The organism is Cryobacterium fucosi (assembly GCF_004403515.1).
In the GTDB taxonomy this organism is placed as follows: Bacteria; Actinomycetota; Actinomycetes; order Actinomycetales; family Microbacteriaceae; genus Cryobacterium; species Cryobacterium fucosi.
In genome coordinates, this window is the sequence record NZ_SOHH01000066.1 from 34,963 (window position 1) to 58,515 (window position 23,553).

At 68.5% G+C, this 23,553-nt stretch carries 24 protein-coding genes and 1 tRNA gene; 11 read left to right on the forward strand and 14 right to left on the reverse strand.

Annotated features, from left to right (window positions below):
• Positions 1-10: 10 nt before the first annotated feature.
• The 4 genes from rlmB to E3T48_RS09300 form a co-directional block, all read right to left on the reverse strand.
• Positions 11-1,087: a 23S rRNA (guanosine(2251)-2'-O)-methyltransferase RlmB gene (rlmB, locus tag E3T48_RS09285; RefSeq protein ID WP_134523781.1), complete on the reverse strand. Its 1,077-nt coding sequence runs from the start codon at positions 1,085-1,087 to the stop codon at positions 11-13.
• Positions 1,087-2,502 (reverse strand): cysteine--tRNA ligase, encoded by a 1,416-nt coding sequence (cysS, locus tag E3T48_RS09290; RefSeq protein ID WP_134523782.1) that lies wholly within the window; start codon positions 2,500-2,502, stop codon positions 1,087-1,089. The genes rlmB and cysS overlap by 1 nt, the downstream gene beginning before the upstream one ends.
• Complete coding sequence (gene ispD / locus E3T48_RS09295) at positions 2,499-3,737, reverse strand: 2-C-methyl-D-erythritol 4-phosphate cytidylyltransferase (protein WP_134523783.1); 1,239 nt, start codon at positions 3,735-3,737, stop codon at positions 2,499-2,501. Before ispD ends, cysS begins: the two co-directional genes overlap by 4 nt.
• A 115-nt stretch (positions 3,738-3,852) precedes the next feature.
• Positions 3,853-4,335: a CarD family transcriptional regulator gene (locus E3T48_RS09300; RefSeq protein ID WP_134523784.1), complete on the reverse strand. Its 483-nt coding sequence runs from the start codon at positions 4,333-4,335 to the stop codon at positions 3,853-3,855.
• Positions 4,336-4,525: 190 nt separating this feature from the next.
• On the opposite strand from E3T48_RS09300, the gene E3T48_RS09305 reads away from it, so the two are divergent.
• Entirely contained in the window at positions 4,526-5,005 is a 480-nt protein-coding gene (locus E3T48_RS09305; protein WP_134523785.1) for a hypothetical protein, read from the forward strand.
• 10 nt (positions 5,006-5,015) lie between these two features.
• On the opposite strand, the gene E3T48_RS09310 is transcribed toward E3T48_RS09305, so the two are convergent.
• Complete coding sequence (locus E3T48_RS09310; protein WP_134523786.1) at positions 5,016-5,696, reverse strand: response regulator transcription factor; 681 nt, start codon at positions 5,694-5,696, stop codon at positions 5,016-5,018.
• 64 nt (positions 5,697-5,760) lie between these two features.
• On the reverse strand, positions 5,761-6,915 hold the full coding sequence (locus tag E3T48_RS09315) for a sensor histidine kinase (protein ID WP_134523787.1): 1,155 nt from the start codon (positions 6,913-6,915) through the stop codon (positions 5,761-5,763).
• A 180-nt stretch (positions 6,916-7,095) separates the two neighbouring features.
• Here E3T48_RS09315 and phoU point away from each other — a divergent pair, with 180 nt between their 5' ends.
• A complete protein-coding gene (phoU, locus tag E3T48_RS09320; protein ID WP_134523788.1) occupies positions 7,096-7,767 on the forward strand; it encodes a phosphate signaling complex protein PhoU in 672 nt (223 codons plus the stop codon).
• Positions 7,768-7,864: 97 nt separating this feature from the next.
• Here the strand turns inward: phoU and E3T48_RS09325 are convergent, their stop codons facing one another.
• The 4 genes from E3T48_RS09325 to E3T48_RS09340 all read right to left on the reverse strand — a co-directional run bounded on the left by E3T48_RS09325 (position 7,865) and on the right by E3T48_RS09340 (position 10,992).
• Complete coding sequence (locus tag E3T48_RS09325) at positions 7,865-8,614, reverse strand: phosphoglyceromutase (protein ID WP_134523789.1); 750 nt, start codon at positions 8,612-8,614, stop codon at positions 7,865-7,867.
• 164 nt (positions 8,615-8,778) lie between these two features.
• Positions 8,779-9,942, reverse strand: coding sequence for a CAF17-like 4Fe-4S cluster assembly/insertion protein YgfZ (ygfZ, locus tag E3T48_RS09330; RefSeq protein ID WP_134523790.1), 1,164 nt, complete (start codon positions 9,940-9,942; stop codon positions 8,779-8,781).
• Between the two features lie 20 nt (positions 9,943-9,962).
• A complete protein-coding gene (locus tag E3T48_RS09335) occupies positions 9,963-10,577 on the reverse strand; it encodes a heme-binding beta-barrel domain-containing protein (protein WP_134523791.1) in 615 nt (204 codons plus the stop codon).
• Positions 10,578-10,728: 151 nt separating this feature from the next.
• The gene (locus E3T48_RS09340; RefSeq protein ID WP_134523792.1) at positions 10,729-10,992 is read right to left on the reverse strand and encodes a hypothetical protein; all 264 of its coding nucleotides are present in this window, start codon (positions 10,990-10,992) and stop codon (positions 10,729-10,731) included.
• A 72-nt stretch (positions 10,993-11,064) separates the two neighbouring features.
• Here E3T48_RS09340 and E3T48_RS09345 point away from each other — a divergent pair, with 72 nt between their 5' ends.
• The 8 genes from E3T48_RS09345 to pstB all read left to right on the forward strand — a co-directional run bounded on the left by E3T48_RS09345 (position 11,065) and on the right by pstB (position 20,049).
• Positions 11,065-11,757, forward strand: a complete 693-nt coding sequence (locus E3T48_RS09345) for a response regulator transcription factor (protein WP_134523793.1) — start codon at positions 11,065-11,067, stop codon at positions 11,755-11,757.
• Positions 11,732-12,628 carry a mycothiol synthase gene (gene mshD / locus E3T48_RS09350; RefSeq protein WP_166789684.1) on the forward strand — a complete coding sequence of 299 codons (897 nt, stop codon included), beginning with the start codon at positions 11,732-11,734 and terminating at the stop codon, positions 12,626-12,628. The genes E3T48_RS09345 and mshD overlap by 26 nt, the downstream gene beginning before the upstream one ends.
• Before the next feature lie 57 nt (positions 12,629-12,685).
• The gene (locus E3T48_RS09355; RefSeq protein WP_134523795.1) at positions 12,686-14,860 is read left to right on the forward strand and encodes an RNA degradosome polyphosphate kinase; all 2,175 of its coding nucleotides are present in this window, start codon (positions 12,686-12,688) and stop codon (positions 14,858-14,860) included.
• On the forward strand, positions 14,857-15,795 hold the full coding sequence (locus E3T48_RS09360; RefSeq protein WP_134523796.1) for an NUDIX hydrolase: 939 nt from the start codon (positions 14,857-14,859) through the stop codon (positions 15,793-15,795). The genes E3T48_RS09355 and E3T48_RS09360 overlap by 4 nt, the downstream gene beginning before the upstream one ends.
• A 172-nt stretch (positions 15,796-15,967) precedes the next feature.
• The gene (gene pstS, locus E3T48_RS09365; RefSeq protein WP_134523797.1) at positions 15,968-17,062 is read left to right on the forward strand and encodes a phosphate ABC transporter substrate-binding protein PstS; all 1,095 of its coding nucleotides are present in this window, start codon (positions 15,968-15,970) and stop codon (positions 17,060-17,062) included.
• 136 nt (positions 17,063-17,198) lie between these two features.
• A complete protein-coding gene (gene pstC / locus E3T48_RS09370) occupies positions 17,199-18,143 on the forward strand; it encodes a phosphate ABC transporter permease subunit PstC (RefSeq protein ID WP_134523798.1) in 945 nt (314 codons plus the stop codon).
• A complete protein-coding gene (gene pstA, locus E3T48_RS09375; protein ID WP_134523799.1) occupies positions 18,143-19,231 on the forward strand; it encodes a phosphate ABC transporter permease PstA in 1,089 nt (362 codons plus the stop codon). Before pstC ends, pstA begins: the two co-directional genes overlap by 1 nt.
• A 38-nt stretch (positions 19,232-19,269) precedes the next feature.
• Positions 19,270-20,049 carry a phosphate ABC transporter ATP-binding protein PstB gene (pstB, locus tag E3T48_RS09380; RefSeq protein WP_134523800.1) on the forward strand — a complete coding sequence of 260 codons (780 nt, stop codon included), beginning with the start codon at positions 19,270-19,272 and terminating at the stop codon, positions 20,047-20,049.
• 8 nt (positions 20,050-20,057) lie between these two features.
• Here the strand turns inward: pstB and E3T48_RS09385 are convergent, their stop codons facing one another.
• From E3T48_RS09385 to E3T48_RS09400, 4 genes are all read right to left on the reverse strand, one after another.
• Positions 20,058-20,945, reverse strand: a complete 888-nt coding sequence (locus E3T48_RS09385; protein WP_134523801.1) for an aminodeoxychorismate lyase — start codon at positions 20,943-20,945, stop codon at positions 20,058-20,060.
• Positions 20,946-20,968: 23 nt separating this feature from the next.
• Complete coding sequence (locus E3T48_RS09390) at positions 20,969-21,853, reverse strand: anti-sigma factor (protein WP_134523802.1); 885 nt, start codon at positions 21,851-21,853, stop codon at positions 20,969-20,971.
• The gene (locus tag E3T48_RS09395; protein ID WP_134523803.1) at positions 21,850-22,446 is read right to left on the reverse strand and encodes a sigma-70 family RNA polymerase sigma factor; all 597 of its coding nucleotides are present in this window, start codon (positions 22,444-22,446) and stop codon (positions 21,850-21,852) included. The genes E3T48_RS09390 and E3T48_RS09395 overlap by 4 nt, the downstream gene beginning before the upstream one ends.
• Before the next feature lie 251 nt (positions 22,447-22,697).
• Positions 22,698-23,327: a DNA-directed RNA polymerase subunit beta gene (locus E3T48_RS09400; protein WP_134523804.1), complete on the reverse strand. Its 630-nt coding sequence runs from the start codon at positions 23,325-23,327 to the stop codon at positions 22,698-22,700.
• Between the two features lie 108 nt (positions 23,328-23,435).
• Between E3T48_RS09400 and E3T48_RS09405 the strand changes: the two genes are divergently transcribed.
• Positions 23,436-23,508: transfer RNA gene (locus tag E3T48_RS09405), tRNA-Lys, on the forward strand.
• The last annotated feature ends 45 nt before the right edge of the window (positions 23,509-23,553 follow it).

A 23,553-nucleotide genomic window follows, 5' to 3' on the forward strand; every position in this document is an offset into this window, starting at 1 on the left:
TTGAGGAACGTCAGGCCGTCGCGGCCGCCTTCGCGGCCTTGGCAGCCTTCGCGGCGGCGCGGAGGCGGGAGATCTCGTACAGGGTGACGCTCGCCGCGATGCCGGCGTTCAGCGACTCCGTCGTGGCGCTGATCGGGATCGAGACGATGGCGTCGCAGGTCTCGGTGACGAGGCGGGACAGGCCCTTGCCCTCGCTGCCGACGACGACCACGATGGGCCGTTCGGCGAATCCGATGCCGAGCTCCGGCAGGGAGGTGTCGCCCGCGCCGTCGAGGCCGATCACGAGCACGCCCTTCTCCTTGAGCGCCTTGAGCGTCTGGGTGAGGTTGCTCGCCATCGCGACCGGGGTGCGCGCCGCGGCGCCGGCGGAGGTCTTCCAGGCGGACGCGGTGACGCCGACGGAGCGACGCTGCGGCACGATGATCCCGTGTCCGCCGAAGGCGGCCGTCGAACGGATGATGGCACCCAGGTTGCGCGGGTCGGTGATGCCGTCGAGCGCGACGAAGAGCGGCTTGTGCCCGCGGCTGATCGTCAGCTCGAGCAGTTCCATCGGGTGCGCGTATTCGTAGGCGGGCACCTTGAGGGCGAGGCCCTGGTGCACGGAGTCGCGGCCGGCGAGGCGGTCCAGCTCCGGACGCATCACCTCGAGCACGGGGATGCCGCGGGTGGTGGCGAGGGTAAGGACTTCCTTGACCCGGTCATCCATCTCGATGCGCGTCGCGATGTAGAGGGCGGATGCGGGGATCTTGGCTCGCAGGGCCTCGAGCACGGAGTTTCGGCCGGTGACGACCTCGTGCTCGTCCGCCTGCTTCGCCCGTCGGGTCGACGTGCCGCCGCCACCGCTGTTCGCGGTGCTGCGGGGCGCCTGCGAACCGGCGGTGCTGCGGCTGCGGCCACCGCCGGCCGCGGCGAAGCGGTCCTGGGCTGCCTTGCGCTTGCCGGCGGGGTGGTACGGACGGTCTTCTGCCTTGGGGGTGGGCTTCTTGCCCTCGAGGGCCTGTCGTCCCTGGCCGCCGGAGCCGACCTGCGGCCCACGGCTGCCCTTGCGCACGGACCCGGTACGCGCCTTGCGGTCAGTGTTCTTCATCAGTCAAAACTCCAATGTGCACCCGACGGGGTGTCTTCGATGGTAATTCCGGCGGCGATGAGCTCGTCCCGGATACGGTCTGCGGCCTTGTAGTCACGGCCCTGCCTGGCGATCTCGCGGTCGTCGAGCAGGCGCTCGACAAGGGCGGTGAGGGCGATCATGGCCGGTTCGTCGGTGGCGACTGCCCAGCCGGGCGACAACGGGTTGATCCCGAGGACTTCGCTCATCGCGAGCACGTGCCCGCGGGCGGCCGCGGCGGCGTGGAGGTCTTCGGCGTCGAGCGCGGCGTTGCCGGTGCGCACGGTCTCGTGCAGCACGGCGAGGGCCTGCGGCACGGCGAGGTCGTCGTCCATGGCGATCGCGAATTCGTCCGGGACGATCTGCACGCCTGAGCCGGCGAACCGGGTGTCGGCGAGCCGCCGGTCGGCACGGTCAAGGAAACTCTCCACGCGTTCGAGCGCGGCCTCGGCCTCGACCAGCGAACCCTCGTGGAAGTCGATGGTGGACCGGTAGTGCGCGGCGCCGAGATAGTAGCGCACGACGATGGCACGGGCCTGCTCGAGGAGTTCGGCCGCGAACACCGAGTTGCCGAGCGACTTCGACATCTTCTGCCCGTTGACGTTGACGAGGCCGTTGTGCATCCAGTAGTCGGCGAAGGCGTCCCCGGCCGCGCCGGACTGGGCGAGTTCGTTCTCGTGGTGCGGGAAGCGCAGGTCCAGCCCGCCGCCGTGGATGTCGAACTGCGCGCCGAGATAGCGAGAGGCCATCGCGGAGCATTCGATGTGCCAGCCCGGGCGGCCGGCGCCCCAGGGCGAAGGCCAGGAGGCCGACTCCGGCTCGTCGGCCTTGTGCCCCTTCCACAGGGCGAAGTCGCGGGGGTCCTTCCTGGCGCGCGGGTCAGCATCCGTCGCCGACTCCATGTCGCCGGCGCCCTGGCGGGTGAGGGCGCCGTAGCTCGGCCAGCTCTTCGTGTCGAAATAGACGTCGCCGGAGCCGTCCGGGGCCGGGTAGGCGTGGCCGCGTTCGATCAGCCGGGCGATGAGGTCCTGCATCTGCTGCACGCTGGCGGTGGCCCGAGGTTCGTAGCTGGGGGCGAGGATGCCCAGACGCTGGTAGCCCGCGGTGAATTCGAGTTCGTAGCGGTAGGCGAGCGCCCACCATTCCTCGGTGGTGCCGGCGGCGTTGGCGAGGATCTTGTCGTCGATGTCGGTGACGTTGCGCACGAAGGTCACGTCGAGGCCGCGGTAGGTAAGCCAACGGCGCAGCTGGTCGTAGACCAGGGCGCTGCGCAGGTGGCCGATGTGTGGCGACGACTGCACGGTCGGTCCGCAGACGTAGATGCCGACCGCACCGGCCTTCAACGGGATGAAGTCACGAAGGGCCTGGGCCTGGGAATCGTAGAGTCGGATGGTCACGCCTCCCAGCTTAGAACAGGGCGCACGGCGGAAACGGGGAACAGGATCGCGGTCGCGAGGGCCGCGACGCCCTCGCCACGGCCGGTGAAGCCGAGCGCATCCGTCGTCGTCGCGGAGACGCTCACCGGCGCGCCGAGGAGGGCGCTCAGCCTGGCTTCGGCCTCGGCGCGGCGCGGCGCGAGTTTCGGACGGTTGCCGATGATCTGCACGGTCACGTTCCCGACCCGGAATCCGGCCTCGGCGACCATCCTGAGGGTCTCCCGCAGGAACACATCGCCGTGGGCCGCCGCGAAGGCCGGGTCGTCGGTGCCGAATACCCCGCCGATGTCTCCGAGCCCGGCCGCGGCGAGCAACGCGTCGCAGACGGCGTGCACCGCGGCATCGCCGTCGCTGTGCCCGGACAGACCGCGCTCTGCCGGCCAGTGCAGGCCGGCGAGCCAGAGCGGCACGCTGTCGTCGAAGGCGTGCACGTCGAGGCCGGTGCCGACCCTGGGGTCCCGGCCGGCGGTCGCACCGGAGGTGCCGGCCGCGGCCGCCCAGGCGCTGAGCAGTGATTCGGCCCGGCGCAGGTCCCACGGCGTGGTGATCTTGAAGGCGAGGGCGTCGCCGGGGATGACGGTCACCGGGTGCCCGGCGGACGCCACCACGGCGGCGTCGTCGGCCGCCTCGCCCGTCGCGGCGGCTGCGGCTTCGACGAGCACGTCCCGGGGGAAGCCCTGGGGGGTCTGCACCGCGGACAGCTCGGACCGGTCGACGGCGCCGAGGATCGCGCCGCCCTCGCCGACACGCTTGATGGCGTCGACCACGGCCAGGCCGGGGACGATCCCGTTGCCGGTCGCCCGAACGGCGTCGACCACCGCATCGCACAGGGCCGACGGGGTGAGCGCCCTGGCGGCGTCGTGCACGAGGACGGTGAGCACGCCTGGCCGCAGCACGGCCAGCCCACGGTTCACGGAATCCTGCCTGCTCGGTCCGCCGGCGATGACGTCCACCCGGCCGCCGACGGGCCCGGCGACGGCACCGGCGATCGCCCGCGCCTGGTCGAGTCGGTCTTCGGGGGCGACGACGATCACCTGGGCCGGCTCCCGCATCCCGAACACGGTCAGCAGGGCGCGCTCGAGCAGGGTACGGCCGGCGAGGGACACGAAGGCCTTGGGTTCGCTGTGCCCGAGACGGCTGCCGCTGCCGGCGGCGACGACAATGACCGCGACCAGGGGCGCAGGGAAATCAGTCATGTCTGGAGGCTATCTGGTGAGGTCGACGTCGGACAGGGCGGCTGCGCTGACGACTCGGGAGGAGAAACGCGAAAGGCGGCACCCTGCGGCGCCGCCCTCCAACGAAAGAACGGTGTTACGAGGCGAGCACCTCGTCGAGAACGGTGGATGCCTTCTCTTCGTCGGTCTTCTCGGCCAGCGCCAGTTCGGAGATCAGGATCTGGCGAGCCTTTGCCAGCATGCGCTTCTCCCCGGCGGACAGGCCGCGGTCCTGGTCGCGGCGCCACAGGTCGCGCACGACCTCGGACACCTTGATGACGTCGCCGGAGGCGAGCTTCTCCAGGTTTGCCTTGTAACGGCGTGACCAGTTCGTGGGCTCCTCGGTGAACGGCGCGCGGAGCACCTCGAACACCTTGTCAAGCCCCTCTTTGCCGATCACGTCGCGCACGCCGACGAGGTCGACATTCTCGGCGGGCACCTCAATGGTGAGATCGCCCTGAGTAACATTGAGCTTCAGGTACAATTTCTCTTCACCCTTGACAATCCGCGTCTTCACCTCGGTGATTGTCGCGGCTCCATGGTGGGGATAAACGACGGTTTCGCCAACCTCAAAAAGCATGTATGTATATCCCTTCAGCAACGTCTAGGATACCACAGCTGACGGTGGTAGGGTTCGCCGCGCCAACCGCCCCCACCCTCCCCCGGGTCGTGCGCGACCAGTAGGCTAGGCTCAAAGCCAAATTTCCGGTGCGTCGCCATGGGCGGGGTCACCGAACTGTTGTGGAGGTCTTGTGAGGGCTCGAGTCATAGTGTCTGTCGTTCTGGCGGCCGGCGTCCTGTTGGGCACCAGCGGCTGCAACCTCCTGGCACCGCAGTCGACCACCAAGAACTACGACGCCGGCGACGGAGTGAGCGGCAACGTGGGCGACCTCGCCATCCGCAACGCCATTGTGCTCTCGGAGGACGGCAGCACCGGCAGTCTGCTCGTCACAGTGGTCAACTCGGGCGACTCGGCGCACAGCCTCAACGTGCAGTTCACCGGCGACGCGGGCAAGGTGACCCAGAAGGTCACCGTGAAGGCCGACTCCACGACCTCCTTCGGCACCGAGGACTCCCCGGTCGTCGCCATGGACGCCATCACGGCCCCGCCGGGGTCGCTGTTCCCGGTCTTCTTCCAGTACGGCAATGAGACCGGCGTCGAGCTGCTCGTGCCGGTGCTGGACGGCTCCCTCGGCCCGTACTCGACGCTCGTTCCCACGGCCACGGCCACGGCCACTCCCACGCCGTAGCCCGCCCTGGTCAGGCCTCGAAGCGGTAGCCCAGTCCGCGCACGGTGACCAGCATGGTCGGCTCGGACGGCGTGGCCTCGATCCGTGAGCGGATGCGCTTGATGTGCACGTCGAGCGTCTTGGTGTCGCCGAAGTAATCGGTTCCCCAGACCCGGTCGATCAGCTGGCCGCGGGTGAGCACCCTGCCGGCATTCCGGAGGAGGAACTCGAGCAGTTCGAATTCCTTGAGCGGCATGTTCACAACCTCGCCGGAGACCGACACGACGTGCCGTTCGATGTCCATGCTCACGGTGCCGGCCGTGAGGACGCTGTCGTCCTCGAGCTCAACCTCGGTGCGCCGGCGGGACACGGCCCGGATGCGTGCGAGCAGCTCCCGGGTCGAGTACGGCTTGGTGACGTAGTCGTCGGCGCCCAGCTCGAGCCCGACGACGATGTCGACCTCGGAGTCCTTCGCAGTCAGCATGATGATCGGGACGGTCGACCGGGTGCGGATCTCCCGGCAGACCTCGGTGCCCGGGATTCCCGGGAGCATGAGGTCGAGCAGGATGAGGTCGGCCCCCGTGCGGTCGAATTCGCGGATGGCGCTCGGGCCGTCCTCGGCCACCGTGACCTCGTACCCTTCCCGCTCGAGCAGGAAGCTCAGCGGCTCGCTCAGGGCTTGCTCGTCTTCGACCAGAAGGATGTGCGTCACTGTGATTCTCCTGTTTCAATCGGCTGGAGGAGAGTCGCCGGGTGGCGTGTCACCGCGTGACGAGTCACTGTGGCGCTCCTGTCGTCGCTGGGGCGGGATGGGGTGCCTCGGGGAGGCGGATGGTGAAGGTCGACCCGCTGCCGGGTTGAGACCAGACACGGATGTCGCCACCGTGGATCTGCACGATGTGCTTGACGATCGAGAGGCCGAGGCCGGTCCCGCCGGTGTGCCGGGACCTGGCCTGGTCGACCCGGAAGAAGCGTTCGAAGATGCGGTCCAGGTCTGCCTCGGCGATCCCGACGCCCTGGTCGGTGACGGTGATCTCCACCACACCGTCGTGTCGGCGCACCCCGACCCCGACTCGGGAGCCCTCCGGCGAGTAGTGCACGGCATTGGCGACCAGGTTGTGCACGGCCATCACCAGCAGGCGCTCGTCGCCGCTCACCTCTGCGCCGGACTTCTTGCCCACGGCGATGGTGATTCGCGCGGCATCCGCCACCACCCGGCTCTGGTCGACGGCGGCGGAGACGACGGCGTCCACGTTGAGGCGCTCCGGTTCGGAGAGCGAATCCTGCGCCTGGAGCCGGGACAGTTCGATGATCTCCTGGGTCAGGCGGGTCAGCCGGCCGGACTCGGTGGTCAGCCGGTTGGCGAAACGACGAACCTGCACCGGTTCATCCGCCGCCTGGTTGAGCGCCTCGGCGAGAAGTCCGACGGCGGCGATCGGCGTCTTCAGCTCGTGGCTGATGTTCGCGACGAAATCGCGGCGAACCTCGTCGAGCCGGAAGGCCTCTGTGCGGTCCTCGGCCAGGACCAGGACGTACCGGGCGCCCAGTCGCGCCAGTCGCACCCGCACGCGCATGCTCGCGTCGTTGAACGGGCCGCGGGAGAGGATCAGGCTCTCGGAGATCGGGTCGCCGGAGCGGCGAACCTTCCTGGCCAGTTCGAGCAGTTCGGGGTGCACCAGCTGCTGGTTCCAGACCAGGCCCATGGACACGGCGGCCGGTGACGCCTTGATGACGTTGTTCGACGGGTCGAGCACGGCCCCCGCGCTTTCGAGGGCGTCGAGCACCTGGTCGATCCCGTCGGGGACCGCCGGATTCACCACCTCGGCGGCGCGCCGGCCGTGGCGTTCGGCAACATGCAACAGGGTGACGAAGCCGGCACCGACGGCGAGGCCGAGTGCCAGCGACACCAGCACCAGCCATGTCGATTCCATTTAGCCAGATTACTGACAGTTAATCGGGCCGGTTGACGTGCGGCCGCCGGGCGCAAGCTACTTTAGGAAGTGTTCAAGCCCACGGCACCTGCCGTTAACCTCGGTCCAGCATGATTCGCTGGGGCCAGGTGGGTCTCACGTGTCTGCGCGTAACGCGCGCCCAGGAAGGACCACACACTCATGCGTGAAGTATTCCAACAGGAGCTCGCCGAGGTCCAGGACCGTCTCGTTGAGATCTCCCGCCTCGTGGCGATCTCGATCAACAAGGCCACCCAGGCGTTCAACGAGTCCGATGTCAGCCTCGCCGAGGAAGCGATCAGCGAAGACGAGAAGATCGACGAGTTGACGATCGAACTCGACGAACTCGCGATCACCATCCTCGCCCGGCAGCAGCCGGTCGCCCGCGACCTCCGCATCGTCGTCAGCGCCCTGCGCATCAGCGCCTCGCTGGAGCGGATGGGCGACCTGTCAACGCACATCGCCCAGCTCGCCCGGTATCGCTTCCCGGACAAGGTCGTCCCGAAGAGCCTGCGCGGCACCTTCGCCGAGATGGGCAGCCTGGTCACGGCGATCGCGAACATGCTCACCGAGCTCCTCACCAATGAGGACATGGCGCTGGCCGAGACGATCCGCAACGAGGACGACAAGGTCGACGCCCTGCACCTGAGCGTGTTCGACGCCGTGCTCGGCGAGACCTGGAAGGGCGAGGCCGCCGACACCGTCGACGCAACCCTGGCCAGCCGCTATCACGAGCGGTTCGCGGACCACGCCGTCTCCATCGCGAAGAAGGTGCAGTACCTCGGAACGGGCGCCTGGCAGCAGAACACCGGCGCGCCCCACACGAGCGCGTAAGACCGTCGCCGGCCCGGCCGGTCAGGCCGTCAGGCACGAGAAAGCCCCGGAAGCGATCGCTTCCGGGGCTTTCTCGTTCGATCGGTGGACGGGAAGGTTACTTCTTACCCTGGGCGGCGACGGCAGCGGCGCCGGCAGCGGCGGCTTCGGGGTCGAGGTAGGTGCCGGGGCCGAGCGGCATGAGGTCCTCGCCGAGGCGGTAGACCAGCGGGATGCCGGTCGGGATGTTCAGCTCGGCGATGTCGGCGTCGGAGATGCCGTCCAGGTGCTTGACCAGGGCGCGGAGCGAGTTGCCGTGGGCGGTGACGAGCACGGTCTTGCCCGCGCGCAGGTCGGTGGCGATGTCGGACTCCCAGTAGGGCAGCATCCGGTCGACGACGTCGCTGAGGCATTCGGTGCGCGGGAGGAGGTCACCGAGGCCGGCGTAACGCGGGTCGTGCGCCTGGGACCAGGGGGAATCGTCGGCGAGCACGGGCGGCGGCACGTCGAAGGAGCGGCGCCACAGCTGGAACTGCTCCGGGCCGAACTTGGCCAGGGTCTCGGCCTTGTCGAGCCCCTGCAGGGCGCCGTAGTGGCGCTCGTTCAGGCGCCAGGACCGCTTGACGTCGATCCAGAGCCGGTCGGCCTCTTCGAGCGCGATGTTCGCGGTCTGGATTGCACGGGTAAGTAATGAGGTGTGCAGCACGTCGGGCAGGAGGCCCGACTCGGCGATGAGCTCGCCGGCCCGGCGAGCCTCGGTCGCTCCCTGCTCGCTGAGCCTCACGTCCACCCAGCCGGTGAAGAGATTTTCTTGGTTCCATAGGCTCTGGCCATGGCGGAGAAGGATGAGATTGTAGGTTTCTGACATGCCTTCAACTCTACCGAGGTGCCGGGTCTCGACAGGCTCGACCACCGGTGATTGAGCCTGTCGAAATCACCCTCTCGGTCTCTGACAGGCTCGACCACCGGTGCGGGCGGGGTCTCGACAGGCTCGACCACCGGGGCGGCTCGGACACCGGGGCGGGCCGACGGTCAGTGACCGGGGGTGCGGATGCCCAGCCGCGGCAGGCGGGGAATCTCCGCCACGGAGCCGGCCGATTGCGGCACGATGATTTCCTGGGCCGCCGCGACGGAGATCCCCTGCGATTGCACGTGCAGGGTGACGTCGGCCGGGACGGTGCGCTTGATCACGGCGAGGGCGATCGGACCGAGTTCGTGGTGCCGGGCGCTCGAGGTGATCACGCCGACGGCGCGACGCTCCGTCTCGCCGTCCGCCAGCCGCTTCGTCGCCTGCACCTCGTCGCCGTGCACGGGCAGCACGGCATCCGACCCGTCCAAGTGGAGCAGCACGAGCCGGCGCGGCGGGTGGCCGAGGTTATGCACCTTCGCCACGGTTTCCTGGCCGCGGTAGCAGCCCTTGCTCAGATGCACGGCACTGCGCAGCCAGTCCAGTTCGTGCGGGAGGGTCTTCTCGTCGACCTCGGTGGCGCGGCGTGGGCGCCAGACCGCGATCCGGAGCGCCTCGAGGGCCAGAGTGCCGGCGGCGGAGACCGTGCCTGCCCGCACGGCGTCGCGCAGCGCAGGGAGCCCGTCGCGGGGCACGAGGGTCTCGGTCCAGTGCCAGTCCGCGGCGGGGTGCGCCGGCGCGTCGGCATACTGGAACCCGCCCGTGCCGACCCGGCCCCACGGGTCGCGCCAGGCCAGCGCAACACCGTTCGGTGCGGCCGGAGCAAGGTGCACATCGGACGGCTCGGCCGCCATCGTGCCGACCACCGCGTAGGCCAGGCTGTGGTCGACGACCTGCACCCGCAGGGTGAAGCGCATCTTGTCGAGCCAGGCGTGCAGGCCAGGCAGCTCTCCCGCCTCCAGTATCAGCCAGGTTTCCACGCCGTCGTCGACGACCGCCATCGCGTATTCGATCCGGCCGTTCGGGTCCAGCAGCAGGGTCTCGGTGGATTGCCCCGGGGTGAGGCCGCGCAGTTCCTGGCTGGAGATCGAGTTGAGCCAGGTGAGCCGGTCGGGCCCGGCCACGCCGAGCACGCCCCGGTTGGACAGGTCGACGACGGCCTCGCCGGCCAGAAGCCGGCGCTGCTCGATCATCGGGTTGCCGTAGTGCGCGGCGACCCCCGCGTCGAGGCCGTCCGCCTGCACGGCGCCGTCGAGTTCGAGGAGGGGGGAAACGCCTGCTTGGGTCATGATCGCTCTTTCCAGAATTTCTATTCGACCCGTTTGAGCCGGCCGGAGGCGTGGGTGCGGAGCGGCTGGCCCAGCGCGGCGATGTCCCAGGCCCACAGCAGATGGCCCTCGACGAGGCCGTACAGCCGGGTGGCCGCCGAGTACGCCTTGGCACCCTGGGTGCGCATCACGGCATCCGTGGCCAGGTCGATCCGGGGCCCCTTCACCTGGCCCAGGTAGATCTCGGCCACGCCCCCGGGATGCACGAGCGTCACGTCGATGTCGAACCCGCCGTCACTGTTGCGGAGCGTCTCGACCGCCGCCGCGGTGACGAACGGATGCTCGCCCTCGGCGGGCAGCAACCCGGGGCCTGGATCGCCGGGCCCCTGCGGTCGGCTCAGCCGCCAGTAGCCCGTCTCCGTCATCAACGGGGTCTTCTCATCGCTGCCGGTGCCCGGCACCGGTTCGAGCCAGGTGTAGGAGTTGTAGTTCAGGTGCGGCAGACCGTCATGGCTGAAACTCAGCCGATGGCCGAATTCCCTCGTGACCGACGTGTCGCCGATGGGATAGTCGAGGATGCCGGAGCCCTCCCAGACGCCCAGAAGCCACGAGAGCGGTACGAGTTCGGACGGGAGCTGAGTCGGAAGCTCGAACATCGAAGGTTACCGCTGCCCCCGAAACAACTTGAACAGGACGATTCCGGAGACCCAGGCGATCGACAGACTCGCCAGCGCGAGGAGCCCCAGGAAGAAGATTTCGAGTGCGAGGGTTGACATGAGCCAACTCTAGCCCGACGACGGTCGAAATCTAGGCGAAGCCGGCCAGGGCGAAGATTCCGGTGGCTCCGGCCAGCACAACCACGGCGCCGACCAGGCTCACCGTCACCCGGTTGACGTAGCCCTCTTTGCGGCCGGTCGCGAGCTGCACGCAGAGCGTTCCGATCATGCAACCGGCGAACGACAAGCCGATCCAGACCAGCGCCTGGCCGGGGAACGAGAACAGTCCGGTCAGCACGGCGCAGACGAGCGCGAACAGCCAGACCACCACCACGCTCTTCCACTGCCAGCTCACTCTCCCATTCTGCCCTGCCCGGGGCACATTCGCGGCACGCTAGGATGGGGCCACAATCCTTGGAGGGTGCGCGTGGCGCAGTTGTTGATCCTGACCTCGGCGGTCAACAGTGAGGTTCTCCCCGCCCTGGCGTTGCTGTCGCACGGCACGCGCATCATTCCGGCCCAGCCGGACCAGCTCGTCAACGCACCCGACGCCGACGTGATCCTGGTCGACGCCCGGACCAACCTGATCGGCGCCAGGTCCCTCTGCCAGATTCTCCGCACCACCGGGAACACGGTTCCCCTCATGCTCGTGATCACCGAGGGAGGGCTGGCCGCGGTCAGCGCCGACTGGGGCGTCGACGACGTGATCCTCGACGCGGCCGGTCCGGCCGAGGTGGACGCCCGCATCCGTCTCGCGATCGGCCGCTCCCCCAGACCGGAGGAAACGGCCACGATCCGCGCCGCCGGCGTGGTGATCGACGAGGCCAGCTACTCGGCGAAGGTGCATGGGCGGCCGCTCGACCTCACCTACAAGGAATTCGAGTTGCTGCGTTTCCTCGCCGCGCACCCGTCGAGGGTGTTCACCCGGGAGCAGCTGCTCAGCGAAGTCTGGGGCTACGACTACTTCGGCGGCACCCGCACGGTCGACGTGCACGTGCGCAGACTGCGCGCCAAGCTCGGCGACCAGGAGTCGCTGATCGGCACGGTGCGCAACGTCGGTTACCGTTTCAACGTGTCGGAAGAGGACGGTGTGCGTGGAATTCATCCGGTCGGGGCCTGACCTGGCGGATGCCGCGTTCACGGCTGAGTTCCGGGGCATCGCGGCCGAGGCCGGTGAGGCCGACGGTTATCACCCGTTCAACGAGCAGTCCCTGTTCGACGTCTCCGCCGGACGGCGCACCCCGCTCCTCCTCTCCGACGCGGGACGCCACGTCGGCGCCGTGATCACCGGCCGGGGCGAACTCGACCTCGTCGTACGGCCAGGCGTCCGCCGTCTCGGGCACGGCGGCGCCGCACTCGGGACGCTCCTGCCCGGCAGGCCAGGGGAGCTGACCGCCTGGGCGCACGGCGACCATCCGGGCGCCAGGGCCCTCGCCACCCGCTTCGGCTTCACCGCCGACCGCACCCTGCTGCAACTGCGCCGGCCGCTCCCCGAGGACACGGGCGGCGGCGATCCGGCGGACCTCGACGACACACCCGCCGCCGCGACGGACATCGGCCCCTTCCGCCCCGGGGCCGACGACGCCGAGTGGGTCACCCTGAACGCCCTCGTCTTCGCGGGTCACCCGGAGCAGGGTGCGCTCACCCGGGCCGACCTCGAGGACAGGCAGTCCGAGCCCTGGTTCGACGCGGGTGATTTCCTGCTCGCCCGTGACCGGGCAAGCGGCCGCATCCTCGGCTACAACTGGCTCAAGATCGAGCCGGACGCTGCCGTCGGCGAGGTCTACGTCATCGGTGTGCACCCGGATGCCGCCGGGCGCGGCGTCGGCCGCCGGCTGATGCTCGCGGGCCTCGAACGACTGCGTTCCAGAGGCTGCCGTGCCGCGGCGCTCTACGTCGAGGCGGACAGCACAGCGGCCGTGCACCTCTACCGCTCCCTCGGTTTCGCCGACCACACCGTCGACGTGCAGTACCGCCGGGACCCGCGTTAGCCATCCGTTCATGCCGGATCGTCGCCTCTGCCCCGCACTCGGTGTCAAGATGGACAGATGGACGGCGACAACATCCCGACGGACTCCGGTCTCGGCACTGACTTCGACGACGATTTCGATCCCCTGGTCGGCACGAACGACCCCGCTCTGCCCTCGGACCGTTACCTCGATCGCGAACTGAGCTGGCTGGCCTTCAACCAGCGCGTGCTCGAGCTCGCCGAAGACCCTGACCTGCCGGTGCTCGAGCGCACCAACTTCCTCGCCATCTTCGCGAGCAACCTGGACGAGTTCTTCATGGTGCGCGTTGCCGGGCTCAAGCGGCGCATCCTCACCGGCCTCGCCGTGCCCACCAACATCGGGCGGGCTCCCCAGGACGCCCTCTCCGACATCTCCGCGGCGGCGCACGTGCTGCAGGCCAGGCACGCGCACGCCTTCCAGGACCAGGTGATCCCGGCGCTCTCCGAGGCCGGCATCGACATCGTCAAGTGGGACACCCTCGACGAGGCCGACCACCGGTCCCTCCGCGGCTACTTCTCGAACCAGATCTTCCCGGTGCTGATGCCGCTGGCCGTCGACCCGGTGCACCCGTTCCCGTACATCTCCGGGCTCTCGCTCAACCTCGCCGTGCGCGTGCGCAACTCCAAGACCGGCAAGCAGGAGTTCGCCCGGCTCAAGGTGCCGACCATGCTGCCGCGCTTCATCCGGGTGGACCGGCGCGAGAACGTGGAGAGCGTGCGCTTCATCACGCTGGAAGACCTCATCGCCAACCACCTCGGCGACCTGTTCCCCGGCATGGACATCCTCGAACAGCACGTCTTCCGGGTGACCCGGAACGAGGACGTCGAGATCGAGGAAGACGAAACCGAGAACCTGATCAAGGCCCTCGAGAAGGAACTGCTGCGCCGCCGTTTCGGCCCGCCCATCCGCCTCGAGATCACCGAGGACATGGACGAGGTGACCCTCGGCCTCCTCGTTCGCGAGCTCGACGTGTCCGAGCAGGAGGTCTACCGGCTGCCGGCGCCGCTCGACCTCGGCGGCCTCTTCGACCTGCGGATCGACCGTCCCGACCTGCACTACGCGAAGCACGTGCCGACCACGGCCGTGCAGCTGATGGCCGGCGAACCGAACGCGCAGCCGGACATCTTCAGCTCCATCCGCCGCCGGGACATCCTGCTGCACCACCCGTACGAGTCGTTCGCCACCAGCGTGCAGGCGTTCCTCGAACAGGCCGCCGCCGACCCGAACGTGCTCGCAATCAAGCAGACCCTGTACCGCACCTCGGGGGACAGCCCCATCGTCGAGGCCCTCATCGACGCCGCGGAGTCCGGCAAGCAGGTGCTCGCCCTGGTCGAGATCAAGGCCCGCTTCGACGAGCAGGCCAACATCTCCTGGGCGCGCAAACTGGAGAAGGCCGGCGTGCACGTCGTCTACGGCCTGGTCGGGTTGAAGACGCACTGCAAGCTCGCCCTGGTCGTGCGCAACGAAGACGGCCTGCTGCGGCACTACAGCCACATCGGCACCGGGAACTACAACCCGAAGACCAGCCGGCTCTACGAGGACCTCGGGCTGCTCACCACCGACCCGCAGGTCGGCAAGGACCTCACCCGGCTGTTCAACGAACTGTCCGGTTACGCCATCGAGAAGAAGTTCAAACGACTCCTCGTGGCTCCGCTGCACCTGCGCCGCGCGCTGCTCAAGAGCATCGCCGACGAAACCGCGGCCGCCCTCGCCGGCAAGCCATCCGGCATCCGCATCAAGGTGAACTCAATGGTCGACGAGGCCATCATCGACTCGCTCTACCGGGCCAGCCAGGCCAGGGTGCCGATCGAGATCTGGGTGCGCGGGATCTGCAGCCTGAAGCCGGGGGTCCCTGGGATGAGCGAGACGATCCGGGTGCGGTCCATCCTCGGCCGCTACCTCGAGCACTCGCGGATCTTCTCCTTCCACAACGCCGGCGACCAGCAGGTGTTCATCGGCAGCGCCGACATGATGCACCGCAACCTCGACCGCAGGGTCGAGGCGCTCGTGCGCCTCGTCGACCCTGAGCACCTCAGCGAGATCGATGGGCTGTTCAACCGGGCGATGGACGACCGCACCGCGTCGTGGTGGCTGGACAGCTCGGGCGAGTGGATCCGTCGCCACCTGGACGGCGCCGGGCATCCGCTCGACGACATGCAGAACCGGCTCATGCAGCAGATCTCCCTCCGCAAGCGTCCGGCAGGTCGTCGGTGACCGAGTCGCCGGTCTTCGCCGCCGGCGCCGTCTGCTGGCGCCTGATCGAGGGCAGGATGCACGTGCTTCTCATCCACCGCACGGTCTACGGCGACGTGACCATTCCCAAGGGAAAGGTCGATCCGGGCGAGACGCTCCCGCAGACGGCGGTGCGGGAGATCGAGGAGGAAACCGGGCTGGCGGTGGCCCTCGGCGTTCCGCTGGGGATATCCACCTACTCGATGCCGGGCGGCCGGGAGAAAATCGTGCACTACTGGGCCGCCGAGGTGAGCCCGGAGTCGATCCAGCGTTCCACCTTCGTGCCCAACGGCGAGGTCGCCGCGATCGAGTGGGTCACGATCAAGAAGGCCAGGACCTATCTCAGCTACACCCCCGACGTCGAGATCGTCGACGCGTTCGCGAAGCTCGTTGACGCCGGCGTCACCCGCACCTTCGCGCTGATCGCACTCCGGCACGGCAAAGCGGTGCAGCCCGGCAACTGGGACGGACCGGACGCCACCCGCCCCCTCACCGAGCGCGGGGTCAGCCAGGCGGCCGGTCTCGTCGGCACGATCGCCGCGTGGCGTCCCCGGCGCATCATCTCCAGCACCGCGACCCGCTGCGTCACGACGGTGGCGCCGCTCTCCGCCGCCACCGGCATCCAGATCAAGCGCACCGAGGTGTTCAGCCAGGACGCCTACGAGCAGGGTCTCGCCGACGTGCGCGCGGGCATCGGAAAACGGGTGCGTTCACGCAAGTCCGCCGTGATCTGCAGCCACGGGCCCGTGCTGCCCGAGATCCTCCACGAAATCGCCCTCGCCACCGGGACGACCTTCGGTTCGTTCGTGGCCGACGCCGCGAGCCTCGACACCGGGGCGTTCGCCGTCGTGCACCTCTCGTCCGAGAACCCGAGCGCGGGCATCGTCGCCATCGAAACGCACGCCCCCGCCGCGTAGGCACCCCGTTGGTCGTTCGTCACGACCGACGATTCGTTGACGCGCGTTAACCTGCCGTTCACCTCACGGGGGGAATGTCGTTAATCATGCCGAATATGGTCTCACCGAGGCCGGCACCGGCCTCTGCCTTGCACTCAAGTAATTCTGCAGTCAACCCTCGAAAGGGATCCTTGTGAATTTCACGCGTTTTGGCCGACCCGCGGTCATCGCCGTCGTTGCCGCTCTTGCACTCTCCTCCTGTGCCGCGAATGAGGCCGCACCCGCCGCCTCGGACGCCGCCACGGCCAGCGCCCTCACCGGCACCCTGACCGGCGCGGGCTCGTCCGCACAGGGCTCCGCCCAGGAGGCCTGGATCGCAGCGTTCCAGACCGCCAACCCCGACGTCACCGTCAACTACGACCCGTCCGGCTCCGGCGCGGGCCGCGCAACGTTCATCGCGGGCGGCTCCGACTTCGCCGGCAGCGACTCCTACCTGAAGGACGAGGAGCTGGCCGGCACGTTCGCCGCCTGCGCCCCCACCGGTAAGGCAGTCGACCTCCCGGTCTACATCTCCCCCATCGCCGTCATCTTCAACGTCGAGGGCGTCAAGGACCTCAACCTCGACTCGCCCACCCTCGCCAAGATCTTCAAGGGCGACATCACCACCTGGAACGACCCGGCGATCGCCGCGTTGAACCCGAAGGCCACCCTGCCGACCACGGCGATCACCGCCGTGCACCGCTCGGACGACTCCGGCACCACGAAGAACTTCTCGGACTACCTGAACCAGACCGCACCCGATGTGTGGACCGAGAAGCCGGGCGACCCCTTCCCGTACCAGACCGGTGAGGGCGCCAAGGGTACCTCCGGTGTCGTCGACGCCGTCACCAACGGCACCGGAACCATCGGTTACGCGGATGCGTCCAGGGCCGGCAAGCTCGGCGTTGCGAAGATCAAGGTCGGCGACAAGTTCGTCGGTTACACGGCCGAGGCCGCCGCCGCCGTCGTGGCCGAGTCGCCTCTCGTCGAGGGCCGCGACGCGAGCGACCTCGCCATCAAGGTCGACCGTCTGACCACTGACCCGACGCACTACCCGCTCGTGCTCGTGAGCTACGCGCTGGTCTGCACCGAGTACGCCAAGCCGGCCCAGGGTGAGCTCGTCAAGGCCTACGTCAGCTACATGGCAGGCACCGACGGCCAGTCCGTCGCAGCCTCCGCCGGTGGCGCAGCGCCGCTGTCCGCCGATCTGGCCGACAAGGTCGCCGCGGTCCTCGAGTCCATCAAGTAACACCGCGTGAAGTCTGCCCGGCCCGGGAGTCGCATTGCATGCGCCCCCGGGACCGGGCACACTTAGGTTTGTGGCCAGCGGCTCGAACCTGCTCCCCCCCAATTCAGCACCTCACCACTCCAGGGAGACGCCCGGCATGACCACCATCGTTGCCCGTGACACCATCCGGGCGCCCCAACGGGCCGGCGATCGCATCTTCTCGACCGCAACCGTGGTGGCCGGCAGCCTCATCCTCGCCGTCCTCGCCGCCGTGGCAGCGTTCCTGCTCGTGCAGAGCCTCCCCGCGTTCGTCGCCACACCGGCCGACTTCAAGGGCGACGCCGCCAACTTCTGGGCCTACGTCTGGCCCCTGGCCTTCGGCACGCTCTGGTCGGCCCTGCTCGCGCTCCTGATCGCCATTCCGCTGGCGATCGGCATCGCCCTCTTCATCTCGCACTATGCCCCCCGCAAGCTCGCCCAGGGCCTCGGCTACATCATCGACCTTCTGGCCGCCGTGCCGTCGGTGGTCTTCGGCCTGTGGGGCATCGGCGTGCTCGCCCCGCTCCTGCAGCCCTTCTACACGAGCCTGGTCGAATGGTTCGGCTGGATCCCCCTCTTCGCCGGCCCCGTCTCCGGGACCGGGCGCACGATCCTGACGGTCTCGATCGTTCTGGCCGTGATGGTCTTGCCGATCATCACCGCGATCTGCCGGGAGATCTTCCTGCAGACCCCGGTGCTCTACGAGGAGGCCTCCCTGGCCCTCGGCGCGACGCGCTGGGAAATGATCGCGATGGCGGTGCTGCCCTTCGGCCGCTCCGGCATCATCTCCGCGTCCATGCTCGGCCTCGGCCGCGCCCTCGGTGAGACGATGGCCGTCGCCATGGTGCTCTCGCCGAGCCCGCAGGTCATCTTCGCACTGCTGACGTCCCAGAACCCGACGACGATCGCCGCGAACATCGCCCTCAACTTCCCCGAGGCGCACGGGACCGGAGTGAACATCCTCCTCGCCACCGGCCTCGTACTGTTCGTGATCACCCTGGCCGTGAACATGGTCGCCCGGGTCATCATCAACCGCCGCAAGGCATTCTCCGGAGCGAACTGATGAGCACCACCACAGTGGCCGTGCCCCTCACCAACTCGCTCACCGCCGGCAAGCTGCCCAGGCACTCCGGGCCGGTCGTGCTGCTGGTGAGCTGGCTGGTCACCGCGGCCGTCTTCCTGATCGTGCAGCTCTCCGGCGCCAGCACGAGCTTCAACGTCGCCGGCACCCTGTTCTTCGGCACCGTGCTGTACTGCATTGCGATCTATCTGCTCTCCTTCTTCGTCGAGGGCGTGCGGAAGGCCAAGGACCGGCTGGTCACCGCCCTCGTCACCGCCGCGTTCGTGATCGCTCTGCTCCCCCTGATCTCCCTCGTCGCAACGACGGTCATCAGCGGGCTGCCGGCCTTCCTCACCCCGACGTTCTTCACCTCCTCCCAGCGCAACGTCGTCGGCCCCGGCGGCGGCGCACTGCACGCCGTGATCGGCACCCTGCTCATCACGGGCCTCGCAACGTTGATCTCCGTGCCGATCGGGCTGCTCTCCGCGATCTACCTGACCGAGTACGGCCGCGGCCGGCTGGCGCGGGCGATCACCTTCTTCGTCGACGTGATGACGGGCATCCCGTCGATCGTGGCCGGCCTGTTCGCCTTCGCGCTGTTCTCCCTGCTGTTCAATGACCCCGGGATCCGGTTCGGGTTCGGCGGTGCGATCGCCCTGTCGGTGCTGATGATCCCCGTGGTCGTGCGCTCGAGCGAGGAAATGCTCAAGCTCGTGCCTAACGAGCTGCGCGAGGCCGCCTACGCGCTCGGCGTGCCGAAGTGGCTGACCATCCTCAAGGTGGTGCTGCCGACATCCCTGGCCGGGATCGTCACCGGAATCATGATCTCGATCTCCCGCGTGATCGGCGAGACGGCGCCGCTGCTGATCATCTCCGGCTTCACCGCCAGCATGAATTACGACCTGTTCAACGAGCGGATGATGACCCTGCCGGTGTTCGTGTACACCCAGTACGCCAACCAGGGCACGGACACGCAGGCCTACCTCGACCGGGCCTGGGCCGGCGCGCTCACGTTGATCCTGATCGTGATGGTGCTCAACGCCCTCGCCCGGCTGATCGCCAAACTCTTCTCCCCCAAGCTCGGCCGATAGGCTCCACCCGGCCGCTGGCCTCCAACTCGAAGGAATGCATGTCCAAGCGCATTGAAGTCAACGACCTCAACGTCTACTACAGCAAGTTTCTGGCTGTCGAAGGCGTGTCGCTGACGATCGAGCCTCGCACCGTCACGGCCCTGATCGGGCCGAGCGGGTGCGGCAAGTCCACCTTCCTGCGCACGCTGAACCGTATGCACGAGGTCATCCCGGGCGCCTACGTCAAGGGTGAGGTGCTCATCGACGGCAACAACCTCTACGGCCCCGGTGTCGACCCGGTGCTCGTGCGCCGCCAGGTGGGCATGGTCTTCCAACGCCCGAACCCGTTTCCGACCATGTCGATCGGCGACAATGTGCTGGCCGGGGTGAAGCTGAACAACCGCCGGATGGCGAAATCCGACGCCGACGACCTGATCGAGAAGTCGCTCCGGGGGGCCAACCTGTGGAACGAGGTCAAGGACCGCCTGGACAAGCCCGGCTCCAGCCTCTCCGGCGGGCAGCAGCAGCGCCTCTGCATCGCTCGCGCGATCGCGGTGCAGCCCGACGTCATCCTGATGGACGAGCCCTGCTCGGCGCTCGACCCGATCTCGACCCTCGCGATCGAGGACCTGATCGAGGAGATGAAGGCCGACTATACGATCGTCATCGTCACGCACAATATGCAGCAGGCCTCGCGGGTCTCGGACCGCACCGGGTTCTTCAACATCGCGGGAACCGGCAAGCCGGGCAGGCTGATCGAGTACAGCGACACGACGACGATCTTCTCGAACCCGAGCATCCAGGCCACCGAGGACTACGTCTCCGGCCGCTTCGGCTAACCCGCCGGTCAGGCTGTGCGGGCGAGGAGGTAGGCGTTGAGGGACCGGGTCAGGTCGACGTCCGTCCGGCACGGCTGGTCGTCTATTGCTGTGACGGCCACGGCCAGGCGCACGCTGGAGACCAGCCAGACCGACCCGGCGTGCCTCAGTTCCTCGACCGTGACGTCCCGGTACTCGGTCTTCTCCCCGGCCCCCTCCAGATACTCGAACACGCTCTGCTGGGTCGTGCCGTGCAGGATGGCGCCGCTCGGCGCCGGGGTGACGTAGACGCCGCCGGACCGGATGATCACACTCGACGTCGGCCCCTCCATCACGTAGCCGTCGTGGGTGGTGAAGATCGTGTCGTCGGCGCCGCGACGCCTGGCCTCGCGGATCGCGGCCATGTTGATGGCGTAGCTGAGCGTCTTCGCGCCCATCAGCAGCCACGGCGCCTGCTCGGCCACCCCGCGGGGGTAGCCACGGTCGAGGGTCACGACGCGAACGCCCCGCTCCCGCACCGCGCGGTAGTCGGGGGCAGCCGTGGCGTGCAGCCACGCCGTCGGGGCCGGCCCTGACTCGACGCCGCGGCTGAGCACGAACTTGAGCGCGAGTTCGCCCTCACTGGGGATCCGGTCGACGGCATAGGCGATCGCCGCCCGCCACTGTGCGGCGTTGGGCACGGGCAGTTCGCAGATCTCGGCTGAGTTGCGCAGCCGGCTGATGTGCGGTTCGACCTCCTGCGGGTGGCCGTTCACCACGCTGAGGGTCTCGAAGATGCCGTCGCCGCGCTGGGTGCTCAACTCGCCCACCCGCAGCGCCGGTGCGGTCGATTCCATCTCGTGGAAGGTCTCGGCGAAGTCGGTACGGGTGGAATCCGCGGGAACCGGGTCGATCAGCAGGGTGAAAGGCAGCGTCATACCCCGAGCCTACTTCGATCGAATCAGGAACTCTGGATGGCGATAATCGGGTCGGTCGTCGGCTGCCTGGAGCCGCCCTTGGGCTCGACCGTGACCCCGATGAGGTCGCCGAACGTCATGCTGCCATCGAGCACGCGCCAGACCGTTCCGGTGCCGGAGGAATCGAAGGTGCCGGCCGACACCGGTCCTTTTCCGCCGATGTACCAGAGCTGGTAATCCTTGTCGGAGGGCAGCGCCGGCAGGTCGTCGACCAGCAGCGCGGAGAGCTTGCGTTCGACGGACCAGACCAGGGTGGCCTTGTGGCCGTCTGCGGTGGTGGTCGAGGCGCGCTTGGAGTCCGGCGCCGAGTTGATCTGGGCCAGCCCGGCCGCCTGCTGCTGCTGGAACTGGTCGGAGTTGAACGCCTGGCCGGCGAACGCGCCACCGACGAAAAGTGCTGCGGCCGCGGCGGCCGCCGCGAGCATGCCGACCGGTCCCCGGAACCACCGCTGCCTGGCCCGCTCGGACGCGGTGCCGCGTGAGGGCGACACCGTGGGCGTGACGGAGCCGGCGGATGCCTCGGCAGGGGTCTCGACGGCATCCGGCGGCACCGAAGCGGGCCCGGCAGCGGAGGCGGCCGGGGCGGCCGCCGGAGCCTGAAGAAGGGGAAGTTGCGGGGTCGAGGCGAGCCGAGCCATCAGCGACGCCTTGACGGCGGCGGACGGCTGGACCGGCGCGGTGGCCAGACCGAGGGCCACGGCGGTGTCGCTGAGCTCCGCCGCCTCGATCCTGGCCTGTTCCGACGATGCGAGGTGGGCCTCGTAGCGGGCAGCCTCGTCGGGGTTGAGCGCGTGGAGGGCGTAGGCGCCGGACAGTTCGCCGGGGTTCTCGCCCCCGTTGTCGACGCGGTTGTTTCCTGAGCCGGTCATGATGCCACGCCCAATTCGTCCCTCAGGCGGATCATGCCGTCTCGAAGGCGGGTCTTCACGGTGCCGAGCGGGATATGCAGGCGTTCGGCGACTTCGCTGTGACTGAGACCACCGTAGTACGCGAGGCTGATCGCCTGGCGTTGCAGTTCGGTCAATCGGGACATCGCCTTTTCCACCCTTTCATGCTCGATTCGTGTTTCGACGGTTTCGGACACGTTGTCGTACTCCACCGCGAGATCGCGGATGCCGATCTTCGTGTCCCGGTCGCGGCCGGCCTGGGACGACCGGATTCGGTCGACCGCACGCCGGTGCGCCATGGTCAGGATCCAGGTCGAGGCACCGCCACGCTGAGCCTCGTACCGCGACGCCGACTGCCAGATCTCCAGGAAGATCTCCTGGGTCACTTCTTCCGACTGCGCGTGGTCGACCAACAGGCGTTTGACCAGACCGAGCACCCGAGGGGCCATCTGGTCGTACAGGTCTCCGAAAGCCGCTTCGTCTCCCCGGGCCACGCGGCCCAGCAGCTCCTCCTTGGAGGCAGGAGCAGTCGACTCAAGGTCGAAGTCGAAGTCAGCAGTCATGAGACCTAGCATGTCAGGTCTTTTCCCGTTCCATGACTAGGGTTCGGTGCCGAACCCGGCTCGGATTGGTGGAAAGACGAATCAACGGCGAAGTGAACTCGGAGTGAAGGCCGGGCCGCAGAACGCCTCTCGGCGCGAGGCCGCTCGGAGCGGCGAATATTGGAGCCCGGGGTTACTGCGGCCCGACCAGCATCCAGTGTAAACGACGACCCCGGATGTTTTGTTCCCCGCATCCAGAGACCGCCGACCCGGTCACACCCGAATCAGTCGAGGGACTGGCTGCGCCACAGCCGGGCGCACGAGCCGAACTCCTGGGCCGTGGTGGAGAAGCGGAGGGCGCGGGTGGTGAGCTCGGTGGAACGCGCGGGCTCGGTGTTCTCATAGTCGTCGGCCACGCTCGTGCAGCCGATCGAGACGACCCGGCAGAAGGCCGCCGCGCGGTCCAGGGCCACGGCGAAGTCACCGGTGAACACGCCGCGGAGAATCTGGTCGGCCAGGGCGATGATCTCGGCGGGCCCCGTCGGGACCGCGACGCCGGCCACAACCGGGTCGATCGCCACGGTGACCTCGGTCCCGCGCTGGTAGAGCAGGGCGGTGCCCTGCGGGTCCTGGCGGATGAGGAGCCGCACCAGGTAGATCCGCCAGAGCGCCCCGGGGAGGCTTCGGGGGGTCGCGCTCGCCCACAGTTCGGCGACGGCGTCGATGCCGTGCTCGTCGGTGTAGGCGACCAGCCGGTCGACGACCGCGGGATCCGGGTCGTTGCGCACCCGGGCGAGGAGCGCGTGGGCCGTCTCGTGGGCGACCCGGCTGATCGAGGCCGGGTCGTCACCGCCCTGGAAGGACTCGAACTTGCTTCCCGAGAACTGGGTGGGCTTGTGAAAAGCGTCGGCCATCTCATCCTCCTGCGGTTCAGATCGGCACCGCTGCCCCGACGTTCGCGGGACGCAGTTCAACGGTACCCAGAAAACCCGCGCGTGAATCCACGCTAGATTATTAACCGCGGGCCTCTAGCTCAGTTGGTAGAGCAAAGGACTTTTAATCCTTGGGTCGTCGGTTCGAGCCCGACGGGGCCCACTTGTGTCGCGGTCGGGGTGCGCGAACGCCGGATGCCACCGGCAC